The sequence below is a fragment of the Sediminicoccus rosea genome (genome assembly GCF_033547095.1).
GTDB classification, from domain to species: Bacteria; Pseudomonadota; Alphaproteobacteria; order Acetobacterales; family Acetobacteraceae; genus Roseococcus; species Roseococcus rosea.
This window is the reverse complement of the sequence record NZ_CP137852.1, coordinates 1,886,584-1,903,094: the sequence shown is the minus strand read 5'-3', so window position 1 is coordinate 1,903,094 and position 16,511 is coordinate 1,886,584. Positions and strand designations below refer to the sequence as shown.

The following is a 16,511-nucleotide window of genomic DNA, read 5'->3' as shown; positions in this document are numbered from 1 at the left end:
CGCAATGGTGCTGCCCCGCCTCAATCCCACCCCCGCCGGCATGGCGCTGGCCGCGATGGCGGGCCTCACCTTCTGCGTGCTGAACGTGCTGCTGCGCATCCTGGCGACGGAGCTGCCGCCCTTCCAGGTGCAGTTCCTGCGCTATGCCTCGGGCCTTGTGGTCCTGCTGCCCTGGATCATCCGCCAGGGTGTCGCCGCCTATCGCCCACGCGGGCTTGGCGGGCAGCTCTGGCGGGGCGTGGTGCATTCCACGGCGCTCTACCTCTGGTTCGCCGCGTTGCCCAACATCCCATTCGCCGACCTGACGGCGATCGGCTTCACCAGCCCGCTCTTCGTCATGATCGGCGCCGTGATCTTCCTGCGCGAGAGGATGTTCTGGCAGCGCTGGGTGGCGGGGCTGCTGGGCTTTGCCGGCGTGCTGGTGGTGGTGGGGCCGCAGCTCACCGGCGAGGGCGGGCATTATTCGCTGATGATGCTGGCCTCCGCGCCGCTGTTCGCCGCCTCCTTCCTCATCACCAAGGCCCTGACGAAGCGCGACAGCCCCGAGGTGATCGTGGCCTGGCAGTCCATCACCGTGGCGCTCTTCACCCTGCCTGCCGCGCTGATGGTCTGGGAGTGGCCGGATGCGCGGCAATGGGGGCTGGTGCTGCTCTGCGGGATGCTTGGCAGCTTTGGCCACTGGATGCTGACCCATGCCTTCAAGCTGGCCGACATTTCCAGCGCGCAGCCGGTGAAGTTCCTGGACCTCATCTGGGCTGCGAGCCTCGGCTACCTGGTCTTTGCCGAGACGCCCACCTCCTCGACGTTTCTGGGCGCACTCGTCATCTTCATCTCCACCACCTGGATCGCGCGGGTCGAAGCCCGCCGCACGCGGAGCCCTGCTGCATGAGTCCCGAAATTGCCGCTCTCGAAGCCACCGCCAAGCGCCATGTCACCGCGGGCCATGTGGTGTGGCGCGAATGGGGAGATGGCGTGCCGCTGGTGCTGCTGCATGGCGGCTCGGGCTCCTGGCGGCATTGGCTGCGGAACATCACGGCGCTTTCCGCGCATTACCGGCTGCTGGTGCCGGACATGCCGGGCCTCGGCGAATCCGCCCTGCCGGAGGAGGAGACGCCGGCCGGCGCCGCCCTCGTCCTGCGCCAGGGGCTGGAGGCGCTGCTGGGCGCCGATCGCCGCTACCACCTGACGGGCTTCTCCTTCGGCGCCAATGTCGGCGGGCAGCTGGCCGCGATGGAGGGGAGGCATGTGCGGAGCTACACCGCCGTCGGCGCCGCCTCGCTCGGCCTGCCGCGCCCCCCGCTGGACCTGCTCAAGGTGCGCGACAAGACGGGCGAGGCCCGGCGCGAGGCGCATCGGGAGAACCTGGCGCGCCTGATGTTCCATGACCGCGCGCTGATTGACGACGTGGCGCTGGAGATCCAGGAGCACAACACGCAGCATGCGCGCCTTCGCTCGCGCGGCTTCGCCAGTTCCTCGATGCTGCGGGACGCGCTGGCTGAGGCCAAGGCGCCGCTGGCCGGCATCTGGGGCGAGCGCGATGCGGTGGCATGGCCCGAGGTGCAGGCGCGCCTCGATGTGCTGCGGAGCCTGGACCCGGGCCTGCTGGAGACGGTGATCCCCCATGCCGGCCACTGGGTGGCCTATGAGGCGCCGGAGGCCTTCAACGCGGCGCTTCTGCGGATTCTGGCGCAACGCGCAGCATGAAGAGCGCGGCGAAGGCCGCGAGGGACAGCCCGGCCGTGAACCACAGCGCATGCGCCCCGAAACCAGCCACGACGAAGCCGAAAAGCGCCGGCGCCACCGCGCCGAGGAAGCGCGCGGGGGCCACGATCAGCCCCTGGCGCGCGCCATAGCCCGCCGCACCGAAGACCGCGAGCGGCAGCGTGCCGCGCACGATGGTGTTGATGCCGTTCCCCGCGCCGTGCAGCAGCACGAAGAGCGGCGCGAAGGGTGCCCCGAAGACCAGCAGGATTCCCGCGCCGATCGGGTGCGTCACCTGGGCGATCTTGGCCGAGAGCAGCGGATGCGCGCGGCGCAGCACGGTGAATTCCAGGACGCGGGCAGCCACCTGGGCCGGACCCATGAGAGCGCCGGCGGCAATCGCCGCGGCCGGCGTGGCCCCGGCCGCCACCAGCAGCGCCGGCAGATGGGCGGCGAGCGCCGCTGCCGCGAAGCCGCCCGAAGCGAAGACGAAGGCCATCAGGATGGCGGTGCGCCGCGTCTCGCGCTTCGCCTCGGCCGTGGGGGGGGCCGCGGGCTTGGCGGCCGGGGCCGCCCGCTGCGTCGGCCGCGGCAGCAGGAGGTTGATCGGCATGGCGAGCGCCAGATGCACCAGCGCCCAGCCCCAGCAGGCGCCGCGCCAGCCGAATTCCGCCAGCATCAGCCCACTCAGCGGCCAGCCGATGGTGCTGGCGAAACCCGCGATCAGCGTGATCCCGGTGATGGCGCTGCGCGCATCCTTCCCATAGAGCCCGGCGAGCGTGGCGAATCCTGCGTCATAGAGGCCCATCGCCATGGCGAGGCCGAGCACCAGCCAGGCGGCGAAGAGCACCACCGGCCCCTGCGCCATGGCCAGCATGGCGAGCCCCAGCATGAAGACGAGGTTGGAGGCGAGCAGCACGACGCGCCCGCCATACTGGTCAATGGCGCGGCCCACGCGCGGCCCCAGGAAGGCCGTCAGCAGCATGGCGCAGGAGAAGGCCACGAAGACCGTGGAGGCCTCGATGCCAAGGTCGCGCGCCATGGCGCCGGCGAGGATGGCCGGAATGTAGTAGCTGCTCGCCCAGGCCAGGGTCTGGGACGTGCCCAGAAGGACGACGACCCAGCTCTTGCTCATGTCCGGTCCCGCAGCAGCGGTTGGGCCGCGGTCAGCACGCGCTCATAGCGCGCGCGTTCCTCGGCCGCGCGTTCTGGTGGCCAGTCGCGGTAGCCGCGCCCGGTCTTGGGGCCGAGGCGGTTCTCAGCGACGAGCTTCGCCAGGCCCGGCGAGGGCTCCGGGCTGGTGTTCAGGCTGGGATAGATCGTGGCCGCGGCGGCAAGCTGCGTCTCCAGTCCCGCAAGCTCCTTCTGCAGGATGGGCCCGGCGGCGAGATAGCGGAAGCCGAAGCAGTAGCGCACGGCGCGGTCCACATCCTCGGCGGTGGCCAGGCCGGAATCGATGCAGGAAAACGCCTCGCGCATCAGCGCGTGCTGGATGCGGTTGGCGAGGAAGCCAGGCTCATCCCGCGCCACGCGAATGGGCATGCGGCCGAGGCTCTCCATGATGACGAAGAAGCGATCCACCACCCAGGCTTCCGTGGCCTCGCCCTTCACCACCTCGACGCCGGGGACGAGATGCGCGGGCAGGAAGAAGTGCAAATTGCACATGCGCGCCTTGGTGGCGCAGTCGCGCGTGATCTCGGTGATGCGATAGCCCGAGGCGTTGGAGCCGATGGGGATGGCCGCCGGCACCAGCCGGTCCAGCTCGGCGAAGACGGCGCGCTTCAACTCCATCCGCTCAGGTGCGGCCTCCACCACGCAGGCGCAGTCGGCGAAGGGCATCTCGGCCAGCGCGGCATGCAGCGTCAGCCCCGCCTCCAGCGCCGGGTCGGCGCCGAGTTGCCCCAGCGCCACGCGCACCCGCGCCCGCTTCTCCGGCCAGGCGGCCTCGACCGGCTCCTGCGCGGCGACGCGCCAGCCACCGGCCAGGAAAATCGCCGCGATGTCGCAGCCCATCAGCCCCATGCCGATGATGGCGGCCTGTTCGCTCATGCCTCACGCTCCGGGTAGAAAATCTTCACCACTTCGATCTCCTCCACGCCGGCCGGCGTGCGGAGCTTCACGAGGTCCCCCACGCGCTTGCCCAACAGCGCGCGCGCCACGGGCGAAACCCAGGAGATGCGGCCCTGCTCGGCCACCGCCTCCTCCATGCCGACGATGGTGACCGTGGTCTCGCTGTCATCCTCGCGGGCATAGGTCACGGTCGCGCCGAAAAACACCTGGTCGCGGCGCTTCTGGTCGCGCGCATCCACCACCTCCGCACGGTCCAGCCGGCGGCGGAGGAAGCGGACGCGGCTGTCGATCTGCCGCAGGCGGCGCTTGCCGTATTGGTAGTCCGCATTCTCGCTGCGGTCGCCGAGGGAGGCGGCCCAGGAGACGATCTCCGTCACCTTCGGCCGCTCGACATGCCAGAGCTCGTGCAGTTCGGCCTGCAACGCCGCGTGGCCGGCGGGCGTCATGTAGAAGGGCGTGCCGGGGGGAACGCCCGGCGGGCCGTCCTCCTCCTCGTCGTCATCCGTGGCGCTCACGGCATCCACAGCCCGCCATTGATGTGGTGCACCTGGCCGGTGATCCAGCTCGACTGATCGGAGGCCAGGAAACAGGCCAGTTCCGCGATGTCCGACGGCTGGCCGAGGCGCGCGATGGGGATGGTCTTCACCCGCTCGGCGATCTCGGCCTCGGTGTTGCCGTAGCGCGGTTGGGCCGTATCCGTCAGGCCGGGGGCGATGGCGTTCACGCGGATGCCATGCGGGGCCAATGCCAGCGCCATGGCGCGCGTCAGGCCGAGCAGCCCGGCCTTGCTGGCCGAATAATGCGCGCCGCGCGGGTCGCCCCGCACGGCGGAGGAGGACATGGTGATGGCCACGCCAGGCTTGCCGGCGGCCACCAAGGCGCGCGCGAAAAGCTGCGTCTGGAAGGCGGTCGCCTTGATGTTCACATCCTGCACCGCATCCCAGGTCTCCTCCGTGAGCTCCAGGAAATCGGCGCGGGGGAAGATGCCGGCATTACAGACCAGGATGTCGGGCAGGCCGAGCAGGCGTTCCGTCTCGGCCTGGAGATGGGCGCGGCCGGCGCTGGTCGCGATATCGGCCTGGATGGCGACACCCCCGCAGGCGGCGGCGACGCGCGCGCCGGCCTCGGCGTCATCCAGCCAGTTCACGGCGACGCGGGCGCCCTCGCGGCCGAAGGCCTCGCAGATGGCGGCGCCGATGCCCTGCTGCGCCCCGGTAACGAGGGCGATGCGGTTCTTCAGGCGCATGGGAAACACTCCTTCGAGGGGCATCGCCCCCCGAGCACCCCAGCAGGAACCTCAGTTTCCTGCATCTCCGGCAAAATGAAGGTGCAGGAAACCGGTTTCCTGCCGGGAGAGCTCAAGAAGGCAGAGCCCTCTCGAAGGCAGAGCGGCATCACTCCGCCGCCATCTTCATCGCGACCGGATCCCGCCGCGCCAGCCGCGCCAGCATCGCATCCACCTCCGCCCGCGTCGCATCGCTGAGCTTCGGCCCCGGCGCGCGGATGGTGGGGTGGGCGATGATGCCACGGCGCGTCAGCACGTATTTCCGCACGGCGAGGCCCAGGCCCGGCTGGTGCTCGGTGCGGATCAGCGGCAGATGCGGCTCGAAGGCGTCCATCGCCGCGTCCATCTGGCCGGCCTTCACCAGACCGACCACGCGGACGAGAAGTTCCGGGAAGGCGTAGCCGGTCATCACGCCGTCATTGCCGCGGGCGATCTCCTCGGGCAGGAAGAGCCCGCCATTGCCGCCGAACATCGCGATGCGGCGCATCTCGCCCTTGGCCATCATCGCCTTGAGGGTGGTGATCTTGTCGAGGCCCGGCCAATCCTCGGCCTTGAGCATCACGCAGCGCGGATCTGCGGCCAGCGCCGCGATCACGCGGGGCGAGAGATGCACGCCATTGGCCTGCGGGAAATCCTGCAGCACCCAGGGGGCGGGTGCCACGGCCGCGGCGGCACCCTGCAGCCAGGAGAGCGTCGCGTCATCGCCGCGCAGCCCGGTGGGCGGCGCGATCATCACGCCGGCCGCGCCCGCCTCCATGGCGCGTTGGGCCAGGGCCTTCATCGGCGCATAGCCGGGGGCCGAGACACCCACGATCACCGGCAGGCCGCCCGCATGCTTCAACACGATGCGGACGAGGCGCATGGCCTCCTCGGCATCCAGCTTCGGCGCCTCGCCCATTATGCCGAGGATGGTGAGCGCGCTGGCGCCGGCGGCCACATAGGCCTCCGTCATCGTCGCGGCGCTGCGCTCGTCCAGCGCGCCATCGGGCGTGAAGGGGGTGGGGCAAATGACGCAGACACCGGTGGCTTCGGCCGTGAGCATGAGGGGACTTCTCCTGGGTTCGGCACGAAACTAAACCCGTTCCGTCAAGCTGCGAAGGATGGACCATGGCTCTTCCCGGGGGAATGCCGCCGACAAACCGCGACCTTGTCGGCTATGGCCGCAACCCGCCCGACCCGCGCTGGCCGGGCGGTGCGAAGCTTGCCCTCTCCTTCGTGGTGAATGTGGAGGAAGGGGCGGAACTGTCGCTCGCCAGCGGCGATGCGCGCAATGAGAGCGTGCACGAAATCCGCGAGGAGGTGACGGGCCAGCCCGACCCCTGCATGGAGACGCATTACGCCTATGGCGCGCGCGTCGGCATCTGGCGGATCCTCGACGCCTTCGAAAAGCACGGGATGCGCGCCACCTTCTCCTCCTGCGGGCGGGCGGTGGCGCACTCGCCGCATCTGGCACGGGCGCCGCACGAGGCGGGGCACGAGATCAGCGCCCATGGCTGGCGCTGGGAGAGCCACGCCAACATGCCCGAGGACACCGAGCGCGCGGTGATCGCGGCCACCGTCGCCGCCATCCGGGATGCGACGGGCGAGCGGCCGGTGGGCTGGCACACGCGCTCCGCATCCTCGATGAACACGCGGCGCCTGCTGCTGGAGGAGGGCGGCTTCCTCTACGACAGCGACGTCTATGACGACGACCTGCCGCGGTTTCACACCGCCAATCACGTCATCCTGCCCTATGGCTTCGACGTGAACGACATGCGCTTCTCGCCGGGCGGCGGCTTCGTCCAGGCCGAGGATTTCTCCCGCTATGCCATCGGCGCCATCAACTGGCTGATGGAGGAGCCCGGCGCGAAGATGCTCTCCATCGGGCTGCACCTTCGCATCATCGGCCGGCCGGGGCGGATGCGGGCGCTGGCGGATATCCTGGCGCATGTGGCGAAGAGGCCCGGCATCTGGGTGGCGCCCCGGCGGGAGATTGCGGCGCATTGGCTGAAACGCGCCCAGGAAACGCCATGATCCCTGGGGTAGAAGGCGGCATGGTCCCCTCGCCCGCCCTCTCCGTCGTCGTCCCCTGCTACAATGAGCAGGAGGTGCTGCCCGAATTCCACCACCGCCTCGCCGCCGCCCTCGAAGGCCTCGGCCTGGAGTGGGAGGTCGTCTATGTGAATGACGGCTCGCGCGATGCCACGCTGACCGTGATGACCAGCCTGGCCACCGCCGATCCCCGCGTCGCGCTGGTCAATCTCTCGCGCAATTTCGGCAAGGAGATCGCGCTCACCGCCGGCCTCGACCATGCGCGGGGGCATGAGGGCGTGGTGGTGATCGACGCCGATCTGCAGGACCCGCCGGAGGTGATCCCGGACCTCCTGGCCGCCGCCCGCCAGGGCTATGACATCGCCTATGCCCAGCGCAGCGTCCGCCATGGCGAAGGCTTCGTGAAGCGCATGACCGCTTCCGCCTTCTACCGGGTGATGCAGCGCCTGGGCGGCAAGGTGCAGCTGCCGCCCGACACGGGCGATTTCCGCTACATGTCCCGCCGCTCGCTCGATGCCCTGTTGCAGCTGCGCGAGCAGCACCGCTTCATGAAGGGCCTCTTCGCCTGGGTGGGGTTCCCGGCCATCGCCGTGCCCTATGAGCGCGCGCCGCGCGCCGCCGGCGAGACCAAGTGGAACTATTGGAAGCTGTGGAACCTCAGCCTCGAGGGCATCACCAGCTTCACCGTGGGGCCGCTCAAGATCGCGAGCTATCTGGGCCTGGCCACCGCCTTCTTCGCCGGCATCTACATCCTGCAGCTCGTGGTCCGCACCGTCTTCTTCGGCAACCCGACGCCGGGCTATCCGAGCCTGATGGCCGTCGTGCTCTTCCTGGGCGGGGTGCAGCTCATGACGCTCGGCATCATCGGCGAGTATCTCGGCCGGATCTTCAACGAGACCAAGGGCCGGCCGCTCTACATCGTGGAGCGGCACATCCCCTCATCGGCACACGCCCAGGCCACCCAGCGCGACGCAGCCTGACCCCCCGAGGCCGGGACCGATCCGCACCTCGCCCGGGGTGAGCGGGCGGGCCAGGGTCTCGGCATCGGTGCAGCGCGGCGGGGTGCGCCAGCGGGCGGCATACATGGTGTTGACCGGCCGCGGCGTCTCGCTCGCCAGCAGCAGGACTTCCAGCGAGAGGATGCGCGCCGCCGCATCCTCCGGGGGGATGCAGGGCCAGGAGGGGATCAGGGTGAGCTGGCCGGCGTCACGCAGAATCGGGCGCAGGGCATCGGCCTCGATGCTCCAGGCGGTGCGCTCATGCGCCCAGGTGGAGAGGGCCGCCCGCATCGGCGCAGCGTCCACGAACTGGACCAGCGCGCAGGCCGCGAAGATGACCGGGCGCTGTTGCAGCAGCACGGCCGCGCCGATCATCAGCGCATAGCCGACCGGCCAGAAGAAGCGGCCCGAGGCGCGGAACTGCTCAAGAAACCCCGGCGCGGGGCCAAGGTCCAGCACCACCACGCCGCCCAGGCCCACGCGGAAGGAGACGGCGATGGCGGTCAGCCCCAGCAGCGCCAGCACCAGGCCCAGATGCGCGCGCAAGCCCGGCGCGATCCGCTCCCGCCCGATGAGGACGCCCGACACCAGCGCGGCCCAGAGGCCGAGGCCGAGCCAGTTGTAGCCCTCCCACCCGCCATGGCCGGTCGCGTCCACCTCGCGCGCCACGAGCCAGCCGAGCGTCGCCGAGCGGAACGGCCAGAGCGGCGAGAGCAGGTTCAGCGCATATTGGCCGTAGCCGCCATCGCCCGCCGCGCCGAAATAGCCGAGCAGCGCCATGGTGCCGAACATGGCGCCCGCCGAGGCCACGACCCCGACCCCGGCCTTCACGAAGCCCTGGCCGCGCAGCGCGAGCGAGAGCGGCACGGCGGCCAGCAGCGCCAGCGACATGAGCGCGAGATAGGGGTGGATGAGCAGCGCCAACGCCTGGAAGGGCACCGCCACCCGCCACCAGCGCGCATCGGACACCGCACGGAAATAGAGGCCGAGTGCGACCAGGATCACGAAATGCCCGCACAGCGCCGCATGGCCATAGCGCATGATGAAGGCCGGCATGGCGCTCGCCATCACGGCGACGGCGATTCCCGGCAGCAGCCCGCGGACGCCGGCACCCCGCAGCGCGAAGACGGCAGCGACCGGCTGCAGCACCCAGGCCAGGGCGTAGAACAGGCCGATTCCGTGGAAGCCCTCCGGCAGCAGCGGCGCCACCAGCTTCAGCGGCAGGGCCAGCGCCGGAATTCCGTCCAGGAAGGCCAGGTTCACCCCCTGGAGCGTGCCCACATCCAGCAGCGGCCAGCGCCAGGCATCGGCCAGGAAGTGCCGCTGGGCGATGGCATGCTGCGCCGCATCACCGACCGGCCGCCAATCCAGCCCCGCGCGCGGCCAGATGAAATCCAGCCCGAACAATTGCATGGCGAGCAAGGCTCCCAGCAAGGCTGAAGCGGGATAGGCGAGACGGGACACGGGCGCGCTCCTGGGCAGCCCTCCTGCCCTGCCATCCCAGGCCCGGGGCCGCAAGGCCGGCGATTGTTGCGCTGCCACATTCTTGCCCCAACCGGGTCCAATTGCCGCCCGGGATCAGGGACATAACCGCATCGTGGCCAGGAGCGGATGACCCGCCTCCCCGCCACGATCAGATCGGTTCTGCCGGACACGCCGGATGGACCGTGAATGAGGCAAAGATGCCGGGCCTGGACGCTTTTACGTCCCTGCAACGTGAGACCGCGATCCGCGAAAGCCGGATCGGTGGTGGCTACGCCGCCCCCGAATCCGTGCTGGTGCCGGCCCGCCTGCCTGCCTTCCAGCCCGCGCTGAAGCGCGCCATGGACATGGTGGGCGCCGGACTGATGCTGCTGGTCCTCTCGCCCGTCTTCCTCATCCTCGCGCTGATCGTGCGCGCCGATGGCGGTCCCGCCCTCTTCGCGCATCGCCGCGTGGGGCGTGACGGCGAGAGCTTCGGCTGCCTGAAGTTCCGCTCCATGGTGATCGACAGCCAGGCCCGCCTCGAGGCGCTGCTGGCGAGCGACCCCGCCGCCCGCGCCGAATGGGACGCAACCCGCAAGCTGAAGAACGACCCGCGCGTGACGAAGATCGGCCGCTTCCTGCGCGCCACCTCGCTGGACGAGCTGCCGCAGCTCATCAACGTGCTGCGCGGCGAGATGAGCCTGGTCGGCCCCCGCCCGGTCATCCAGGCCGAGCTGGACCGCTACTACGGCGCGGCCGCGCTGCACTACATGAGCGTGCGCCCCGGCATCACCGGCCTCTGGCAGGTCTCGGGCCGCTCGGACACCAGCTACGCCCAGCGCGTGGCGCTCGACATGGCCTATGTGGCGCGCCTCTCGGTCTGGCAGGACATCCGCATCCTCCTGCGCACGCCGGTCGCGGTGCTGTCGCGCCGCGGCGCCCACTGAGCTAGGCTTCGGGCCGTGCAGGCCCGAAGACACCTCCCATGAGCGACACCGCCGCCGCGCGGGCCGGGACCGGGCGCCTGGTCTCCGGCATGGTCTGGAACGCGCTCGGGCGCGGCCTGCCCCTCCTTCTTGCCCTGGCCCTCACGCCGCTGCTGGTCAGCCAGATGGGGCTGGAACGCTGGGGCCTCTTCACCCTCGCCCTCGCGCTGGTCGGCGTCTTCGGCATCTTCGACCTCGGCATCGGCCCCGCCCTCACCCGCGGCCTCTCCGAACGGATGACGGATGGCGGCGAGGATCATGAGGCGGGCAAGCTGGTCGGCACCGCCATGCTGGCGCTGGGCGGCTTCGCGGCGCTCGGCGCGGCCACCCTCTGGGCCCTGCTGCCCTGGCTGATGCAGAGCGCGCTGAACGTGCCGCCGGAATTGCAGGAGGAGGCGCTCATCGCCTTCCGCATCCTGGCCTGCGCGGCGCCGCTCATCGTGCTGAACGCGGCGCTTTGGGGCGTGCTGGCGGCGCACCAGAAATTCGCCGCCGCCAACCTCGCCACCATCCCCGTGGCCGTCATGTATTACGTGGGCCCGGTGATCCTGCTGGTCTTCTGGCAGAGCCTGGTCGGCGTGATGCTCGTGCTGGTGGCCTGCCGCCTGGCCAATACCCTCTCCTATCTCTGGCTGGCCCGCCCCGTGCTGCCCCGCCTTTCCGTCGGCAGCCCGATGATGGTGCTGCCGCTGCTGCGGATCGGCGGCTGGATGACCGTGGCCTCGGTGTTGAACCAGGCGCTGCTCTACGCCGACCGCTTCCTGATCGGCGCGATGCTGACGCTCGCCGCCGTCGCCTATTACGCGACGCCGCTCGACCTCGTGCTGCGCATGTGGATCCTGCCCGTCGCCATCGCGCAGGCGCTGCTGCCGGCCATGGCCTCCGCCTTCCGGCTGCTGCCGGAGGTGACGGCGGGGCTCTTGCGGCGCGGCGCGCTGCTCATGCTGCTGATGACGCTGCCGCCCTGCCTCGTCCTGGCCGGGATCGGCGACTGGGTGCTGGCGCTCTGGCTCGGGCGCGATTTCGCGGCCGGCGGCGGCCTGGTGCTGCGCATCCTCTCGGCCGGCATCTTCTTCTCCTGCCTCGCCTATGCGCCCAATGCGCTGCTGGACGCGATCGGCCGTCCGGATGCGACGGCGAAGTTCATCTTCCTCCAGGTGGTGACGTTCCTGCCGCTCTCGGCGCTCTTCCTCTGGCTCTGGGGCATCGAGGGCGCGGCGTTGGCCTGGGCGATCCGTGCCGCGGCCGACTGCGCGGGCAAGTTCTGGCTGGCCGGGCGGCTCTATCCGGCCGCCGGCGCCAGCGCGCGGCAATTCGCCTGGCCGCTCGGCCTCTCCGCGCTGGCGCTGGCCGCGATGGTGCTCGCGCCCGATTGGCGCTGGGCGGCGGCGCTGGCGCTCCCCGGCTTCGCGCTGGTCGTGGCCGCCATGCTGCGCGTGTTGACCGGCGAGGAGCGCGCCGCCCTCAAGCCCCTGCTGCGCCGGCCTTGGCAGGCCCGCGCCCTGCTGCGATCAGGCGCCGCATGATCGCGATCAACGGCCGATTCCTCACCCAGGGCCTCACCGGCGTGCAGCGCTACGCGCGCGAGATGACGCGCGCCCTGGATGCGCTGGTGGCCACCGGCGCGGCGCCGCCCATGCGCCTGATCGCGCCACCCGGCGCCGAGGGGCTGGAGGCCTTCCCGAACCTCGCCCCCAGCCTGACCGGCACGCGTGGCGGCCAGCTCTGGGAACAGCTCGATCTGCCGCGCGCGGCGGGCGGCGATTTCCTGCTCAACCTCGGCAACACCGCGCCCGTGGCACAGGGGCGCAACCAGGCCGTGGTGATCCATGACGCCGGCGTCTTCGACACGCCCGAGAGCTATTCCTGGAAGTTCCGCAACTGGTATCGCGGCCTGCAGCGCATGCTGGTGTTCCGGGGGGCGCGCATCCTCTCCGTCTCGGAATTCTCCGCCGGGCGCATCGCCGCCCATCTCGGCCTCGACGCCGCGCGCATCGGCGTGACGCTGGAAGGCGGCGAGCACATCCTGCGCGAGGCCGCCGATGCCGCGATACTGGAACGCCACGGCCTCACCCCGCGCGGCCATGCGCTCGTCATCGGCACGGGGGCCGCGCACAAGAACCTGGCCGCGCTGCACCACGCGATCGGCGCGCTGGGCGAGCGCGGCCTGACGCTCGCCGTGGCGGGTGCGCAGGACGCGGCGGTGTTCCGCCAGGCCGGCGCGCCGCCCGCGCCCAATCTGCGCCCGCTGGGCCGCGTCTCCGACGCCGAGCTGCGGGCGCTCTATGAATCGGCGCTCTGCCTCGTCTTCCCCTCGCGCTATGAGGGGTTCGGCCTGCCGCCGGTCGAGGCCATGTGGTGCGGCTGCCCGGTCATCGCCTCCCGCGCCGGCGCCGTGCCCGAGGTCTGCGGCGAAGCGGCGCTCTGGTTCGACCCGGCGTTGCCGGAGAGCCTCGGCGAGGCGGTGGCGCTGCTGGCGGATGACGCCGGGCAGCGCGGGGCATTGGCCGAAGCCGGCCGGGCCCGCGTGCAACAATTTTCCTGGGAGCAGGCGGCGCAACGCCTGTTGGGGTTCCTGCCGCGATGAAGATCGCCATCATCCATGAATGGCTGGACAGCTATGCCGGCTCCGAGCGCGTGGTGGAGCAGATGCTCGCCTGCTACCCGGAAGCCGACCTCTTTGCCCTCTGCGACTTCCTGCCCGAGAACCAGCGCGGCTTCCTCGGCGGCAAGGTGCCCACCACCAGCTTCATCCAGCGCCTGCCCTTCGCGCGGCGGATGTTCCGCAACTACCTCCAGCTCATGCCGCTCGCCGTCGAGCAGTTCGATTTGCAGGGCTATGACCTGGTGCTCTCCTCCTCCCATGCGGTCGCGAAGGGTGTCATCACCGGGCCGGGCACGCGGCACATCAGCTATGTGCACAGCCCGATGCGCTATGCCTGGGACCTGCAGCACCAGTATCTGCGCCAGGCGGGACTGACGCGCGGGCTGAAGGGCCTCTACACGCGCTGGCTGCTCGGCCGCATGCGCGCCTGGGACCAGATGAGCGCCTCCCGCCCCGACGTGATCCTGGGCAATTCACGCTACATCGCCGAGCGCATCCGCAAGGTCTGGCGGCGCGAGGCGGATGTGCTGCACCCGCCGGTGGACCTGGACGGCTTCCCGCTCTCGACCGCGCCACGCACGCATTTCCTCGTTGCCTCTCGCCAGGTGCCCTACAAGCGGATCGAGCTGGTGGCCGAGGCCTTCGCGCGCATGCCGGAATTGCCGCTCACCATCGTGGGCGACGGGCCGGCGGCGCCGCTGGTGGCGAAGGCGGCGGCGGGGTCGCCCAACATCACCATCCGCGGCCGCGTGCCCCAGGCCGAGCTGGTCTCCCTGTTGCAGACCGCCCGCGCCTTCGTCTTCGCGGCGGAGGAGGATTTCGGCATCGCGATGGTCGAGGCGCAATCCTGCGGCACGCCGCTCATCGTCTATGGCCGTGGCGGCGCGCGGGACATCGTGCGCGAGGGCGAGACCGGCGTCTTCTTCGAGCAGCAGACGCCCGAGGCCATCATCGCCGCCGTCCGGGCCTTCGTGGCGCGCGAGGCCGACTTCACGCCTGAGGCCTGCGCCGCCCAGGCGCGGCAGTTCAGCATCCCCGAATTCCGCCGCAAGCTCACCGGGATCGTCCGCATGGCGATGGCCCCGGCATGATCTCGCTCGTCGTCTCCACCATGGGGCGCGTCGCCGAGATCGGCGCGCTCTTCGACAGCCTGCTGGCCGAGCAGGGCGCGCCCTTCGAGGTGATCCTGGTGGACCAGAATGCCGACCGGCGCCTCGATGCGCTGGTCGCCGAATACCTGCCGCGCCTGCCGCTCCGGCATCTGCGCAGCGCCGAGCATGGCGCGGGCAGCGGCGCCAATGCCGGGCGCAACCTCGGCCTGCGGCATGCGGCCGGCGACATCGTGGGCTTCCCGGATGATGACTGCGTCTTCCCGCCCGGCGTTCTGGCGAAGGTGCGCGCCGCCTTCGATATGGAGGGCCGCCTCGCCATCCTCACCGGGCCGGCGGCGGCGCCCGAGGGCGGCCTCGGCTCGGGCCGCTGGAACCCGGAGGGCGGCGCGATCACCATCGCCAATGTCTGGACCAGCGTGATCGAGTTCAACCTCTGGCTGCGCCGCCACCTGGCGCTGGCGCTGGGCGGCTTCGACGAGGCGATGGGGCCGGGTGCCCGCTTTGGCTCGGCCGAGGGAAATGACCTGGTCTGCCGCGCCATGGCGCGGGGGCATGTCGCGCGCTACGACCCGGCGCTGCGGATCATCCATCCCGACAAGCGCCTGACTCCCGAGGCGGTGGCGCGGGCCAAGCGCTATGGCCTTGGCCTCGGCTTCGCGCTGCGGCGGCATCACGCGCCCATCGGCACCTGGGCGCCGCTGCTCTACCGGCCGCTGGGCGGCATCGGGGTCTCGCTGCTGCGCGGGCGCATGCTGCATGCGCGCTACTATGCCGCGACCTTCCAGGGCCGGCTGGAGGGCTTCCTCGCGCCCGAGGCGCGCAGTCTGCCCGAGCCCGGCCCCATGGAGCGCGCGGCATGAGGATCGCGATCGGCATCGCGACGCGCGGCCGCCCCGCCATCCTCGCCGAGACCCTGCGCGAACTGGACCTCCAGACCCGCGCGCCGGACCGCATCCTGGTCTGTCACGTGACACCCTCCGACGTGGACGACCTGCCGCTGCGCTTCCCGGGCGTGGAGTTCCTGACGGCCGAGGCCGGCCTGCCGCGCCAGCGCAACCGCATCCTGGATGCGATCCCCGATTGCGACGTGGTGCTCTTCCTCGATGACGACTTCATCGCAGCCCCGCGGTGGCTCGCGGCGCTGGAAGCCGTGCTGCGCGCCGAGCCCGGCTGCGTGGTGGCGACCGGCACCGTCATCGCCGATGGCGCGAAGGGCCCGGGCATCACGCCGGAGGAAGCCCGCGCGCTGATCGCCACCGACACGCCGCCCACCGACCTCACCGCGCGGCACGCGCATTTCAACGGCTATGGCTGCAACATGGCGCTGCGCCTCGCGCCCGTTCACGCCCATGGCCTGCGCTTCGACGAGCGCCTGCCGCTCTATGCCTGGTATGAGGATATCGACCTCACGCGGCGCATGCTGCCCTACGGCACCATCCTGCGCCTCGAGGGCGCGCGGGGCGTGCATCTTGGCGTGAAGCAGGGCCGCGTGCCGGGGCTCAGGCTCGGCTATTCCCAGGTGGTGAACCCGATCTACCTGGCACGGAAGGGCAGCTTTCCCTGGTCCCATGCGCTGCCCTCGGCCGGGCGGCATTGCCTGATCAACCTGCTGCGCTCCCTCCGGCCCGAGCCCGAGGTGGATCGCTGGGGGCGCTTCAAGGGCAATATGCTGGGCGTCTGGGACCTGCTGCGCGGGCGGGGCGACCCGGGGCGGATTCTCCGCCTGTGACCACCACGCCGCGGGGCCTGCCCTGGCGCATCGTGACCATTCGCGAGCGGCCCGACCTCACCTCCCTCGTCGCGCATTGGCTCTGGGACGCCTTCTGGCAGCCCAATGGCCACCCGCTGGAGGAGGTGCGCGAGATCGTCGGCGCGGCCACGGCCGAGGCGGGGACGCCGCAATGCTTCGTGCTCTTCGCGGGCGACGTGCCCTGCGGCACGGCAAGCTTCGTCTCGGCCGATCTGGAGTTGCGGCAGGATATCGGCCCCTGGCTCGCCGGCGTGTTTGTGGTGCCTGAGGCGCGTGGCCAGGGCTGCGCGGCGCGGCTCATCGGGGCGGTGGAAGCGGCGGCGCGCGCGGCGGGCGAGACGGCGCTGTTCCTCTACACCCATGACGCGCAGGCGCTCTACCACAAGCTCGGCTGGCAGGTGCTGGAGGAGACGGAGGATGGCCGCCGCCCGGTCACCATCATGTGGCGGGATTTGATCCTGGACGCGCCGTGAGGCGACTTCACGCCTCCGGGTGAAGTCACCAAGGCG

At 70.9% G+C, this 16,511-nt stretch carries 17 protein-coding genes; 11 read left to right on the top strand and 6 right to left on the bottom strand.

Annotated features, from left to right (window positions below; all coding sequences use genetic code 11):
• The first annotated feature begins 4 nt into the window (after window positions 1-4).
• Both R9Z33_RS09140 and R9Z33_RS09135 read left to right on the top strand, forming a co-directional pair.
• Window positions 5-889 carry a DMT family transporter gene (locus R9Z33_RS09140; RefSeq protein WP_318650981.1) on the top strand — a complete coding sequence of 295 codons (885 nt, stop codon included), beginning with the start codon at window positions 5-7 and terminating at the stop codon, window positions 887-889.
• Window positions 886-1,704 (top strand): alpha/beta fold hydrolase, encoded by an 819-nt coding sequence (locus tag R9Z33_RS09135; RefSeq protein ID WP_318650980.1) that lies wholly within the window; start codon window positions 886-888, stop codon window positions 1,702-1,704. The genes R9Z33_RS09140 and R9Z33_RS09135 overlap by 4 nt, the downstream gene beginning before the upstream one ends.
• On the opposite strand, the gene R9Z33_RS09130 is transcribed toward R9Z33_RS09135, so the two are convergent.
• The 5 genes from R9Z33_RS09130 to R9Z33_RS09110 form a co-directional block, all read right to left on the bottom strand.
• Window positions 1,661-2,836 carry an MFS transporter gene (locus tag R9Z33_RS09130; RefSeq protein ID WP_318650979.1) on the bottom strand — a complete coding sequence of 392 codons (1,176 nt, stop codon included), beginning with the start codon at window positions 2,834-2,836 and terminating at the stop codon, window positions 1,661-1,663. The genes R9Z33_RS09135 and R9Z33_RS09130 overlap by 44 nt on opposite strands.
• Window positions 2,833-3,750 (bottom strand): 3-hydroxyacyl-CoA dehydrogenase family protein, encoded by a 918-nt coding sequence (locus R9Z33_RS09125; RefSeq protein ID WP_318650978.1) that lies wholly within the window; start codon window positions 3,748-3,750, stop codon window positions 2,833-2,835. Before R9Z33_RS09125 ends, R9Z33_RS09130 begins: the two co-directional genes overlap by 4 nt.
• A complete protein-coding gene (gene greB / locus R9Z33_RS09120) occupies window positions 3,747-4,286 on the bottom strand; it encodes a transcription elongation factor GreB (RefSeq protein WP_318650977.1) in 540 nt (179 codons plus the stop codon). Before greB ends, R9Z33_RS09125 begins: the two co-directional genes overlap by 4 nt.
• Window positions 4,283-5,017, bottom strand: a complete 735-nt coding sequence (locus tag R9Z33_RS09115; protein WP_318650976.1) for an SDR family NAD(P)-dependent oxidoreductase — start codon at window positions 5,015-5,017, stop codon at window positions 4,283-4,285. The genes greB and R9Z33_RS09115 overlap by 4 nt, the downstream gene beginning before the upstream one ends.
• A gap of 148 nt (window positions 5,018-5,165) precedes the next feature.
• Window positions 5,166-6,098: a dihydrodipicolinate synthase family protein gene (locus R9Z33_RS09110; RefSeq protein WP_318650975.1), complete on the bottom strand. Its 933-nt coding sequence runs from the start codon at window positions 6,096-6,098 to the stop codon at window positions 5,166-5,168.
• Window positions 6,099-6,181: 83 nt separating this feature from the next.
• Here R9Z33_RS09110 and R9Z33_RS09105 point away from each other — a divergent pair, with 83 nt between their 5' ends.
• A complete protein-coding gene (locus R9Z33_RS09105) occupies window positions 6,182-7,069 on the top strand; it encodes a polysaccharide deacetylase family protein (RefSeq protein ID WP_318650974.1) in 888 nt (295 codons plus the stop codon).
• On the top strand, window positions 7,066-8,067 hold the full coding sequence (locus tag R9Z33_RS09100; RefSeq protein WP_318650973.1) for a glycosyltransferase family 2 protein: 1,002 nt from the start codon (window positions 7,066-7,068) through the stop codon (window positions 8,065-8,067). The genes R9Z33_RS09105 and R9Z33_RS09100 overlap by 4 nt, the downstream gene beginning before the upstream one ends.
• On the opposite strand, the gene R9Z33_RS09095 is transcribed toward R9Z33_RS09100, so the two are convergent.
• Window positions 8,026-9,549 (bottom strand): DUF6311 domain-containing protein, encoded by a 1,524-nt coding sequence (locus tag R9Z33_RS09095; RefSeq protein ID WP_318650972.1) that lies wholly within the window; start codon window positions 9,547-9,549, stop codon window positions 8,026-8,028. The genes R9Z33_RS09100 and R9Z33_RS09095 overlap by 42 nt on opposite strands.
• Window positions 9,550-9,767: 218 nt before the next feature.
• Here R9Z33_RS09095 and R9Z33_RS09090 point away from each other — a divergent pair, with 218 nt between their 5' ends.
• Genes R9Z33_RS09090 through R9Z33_RS09060 form a run of 7 tightly spaced genes read left to right on the top strand, consistent with a single transcriptional unit; the run spans window position 9,768 to window position 16,475 of the window.
• The gene (locus tag R9Z33_RS09090) at window positions 9,768-10,496 is read left to right on the top strand and encodes a sugar transferase (RefSeq protein ID WP_318650971.1); all 729 of its coding nucleotides are present in this window, start codon (window positions 9,768-9,770) and stop codon (window positions 10,494-10,496) included.
• 38 nt (window positions 10,497-10,534) lie between these two features.
• Window positions 10,535-12,061, top strand: coding sequence for an oligosaccharide flippase family protein (locus R9Z33_RS09085; protein ID WP_318650970.1), 1,527 nt, complete (start codon window positions 10,535-10,537; stop codon window positions 12,059-12,061).
• Window positions 12,058-13,122 carry a glycosyltransferase family 4 protein gene (locus tag R9Z33_RS09080; RefSeq protein WP_318650969.1) on the top strand — a complete coding sequence of 355 codons (1,065 nt, stop codon included), beginning with the start codon at window positions 12,058-12,060 and terminating at the stop codon, window positions 13,120-13,122. The genes R9Z33_RS09085 and R9Z33_RS09080 overlap by 4 nt, the downstream gene beginning before the upstream one ends.
• The gene (locus tag R9Z33_RS09075; protein WP_318650968.1) at window positions 13,119-14,231 is read left to right on the top strand and encodes a glycosyltransferase; all 1,113 of its coding nucleotides are present in this window, start codon (window positions 13,119-13,121) and stop codon (window positions 14,229-14,231) included. The genes R9Z33_RS09080 and R9Z33_RS09075 overlap by 4 nt, the downstream gene beginning before the upstream one ends.
• Entirely contained in the window at window positions 14,228-15,112 is an 885-nt protein-coding gene (locus R9Z33_RS09070) for a glycosyltransferase family 2 protein (protein ID WP_318650967.1), read from the top strand. The genes R9Z33_RS09075 and R9Z33_RS09070 overlap by 4 nt, the downstream gene beginning before the upstream one ends.
• On the top strand, window positions 15,109-15,981 hold the full coding sequence (locus R9Z33_RS09065; RefSeq protein ID WP_318650966.1) for a glycosyltransferase family 2 protein: 873 nt from the start codon (window positions 15,109-15,111) through the stop codon (window positions 15,979-15,981). Before R9Z33_RS09070 ends, R9Z33_RS09065 begins: the two co-directional genes overlap by 4 nt.
• Window positions 15,978-16,475, top strand: coding sequence for a GNAT family N-acetyltransferase (locus R9Z33_RS09060; RefSeq protein ID WP_318650965.1), 498 nt, complete (start codon window positions 15,978-15,980; stop codon window positions 16,473-16,475). Before R9Z33_RS09065 ends, R9Z33_RS09060 begins: the two co-directional genes overlap by 4 nt.
• The last annotated feature ends 36 nt before the right edge of the window (window positions 16,476-16,511 follow it).

Coding starts and splice junctions, on each gene's coding strand:
- R9Z33_RS09065 (WP_318650966.1), top strand. CDS start 15,109: ATGAGGATCGCGATCGGCATCGCGACGCGCGGCCGCCCCGCCATCCTC.
- R9Z33_RS09090 (WP_318650971.1), top strand. CDS start 9,768: ATGCCGGGCCTGGACGCTTTTACGTCCCTGCAACGTGAGACCGCGATC.
- R9Z33_RS09140 (WP_318650981.1), top strand. CDS start 5: ATGGTGCTGCCCCGCCTCAATCCCACCCCCGCCGGCATGGCGCTGGCC.
- R9Z33_RS09100 (WP_318650973.1), top strand. CDS start 7,066: ATGATCCCTGGGGTAGAAGGCGGCATGGTCCCCTCGCCCGCCCTCTCC.
- R9Z33_RS09085 (WP_318650970.1), top strand. CDS start 10,535: ATGAGCGACACCGCCGCCGCGCGGGCCGGGACCGGGCGCCTGGTCTCC.
- R9Z33_RS09110 (WP_318650975.1), bottom strand. CDS start 6,098: ATGCTCACGGCCGAAGCCACCGGTGTCTGCGTCATTTGCCCCACCCCC.
- R9Z33_RS09080 (WP_318650969.1), top strand. CDS start 12,058: ATGATCGCGATCAACGGCCGATTCCTCACCCAGGGCCTCACCGGCGTG.
- R9Z33_RS09130 (WP_318650979.1), bottom strand. CDS start 2,836: ATGAGCAAGAGCTGGGTCGTCGTCCTTCTGGGCACGTCCCAGACCCTG.
- R9Z33_RS09075 (WP_318650968.1), top strand. CDS start 13,119: ATGAAGATCGCCATCATCCATGAATGGCTGGACAGCTATGCCGGCTCC.
- R9Z33_RS09125 (WP_318650978.1), bottom strand. CDS start 3,750: ATGAGCGAACAGGCCGCCATCATCGGCATGGGGCTGATGGGCTGCGAC.
- R9Z33_RS09115 (WP_318650976.1), bottom strand. CDS start 5,017: ATGCGCCTGAAGAACCGCATCGCCCTCGTTACCGGGGCGCAGCAGGGC.
- R9Z33_RS09135 (WP_318650980.1), top strand. CDS start 886: ATGAGTCCCGAAATTGCCGCTCTCGAAGCCACCGCCAAGCGCCATGTC.
- R9Z33_RS09070 (WP_318650967.1), top strand. CDS start 14,228: ATGATCTCGCTCGTCGTCTCCACCATGGGGCGCGTCGCCGAGATCGGC.
- R9Z33_RS09105 (WP_318650974.1), top strand. CDS start 6,182: ATGCCGCCGACAAACCGCGACCTTGTCGGCTATGGCCGCAACCCGCCC.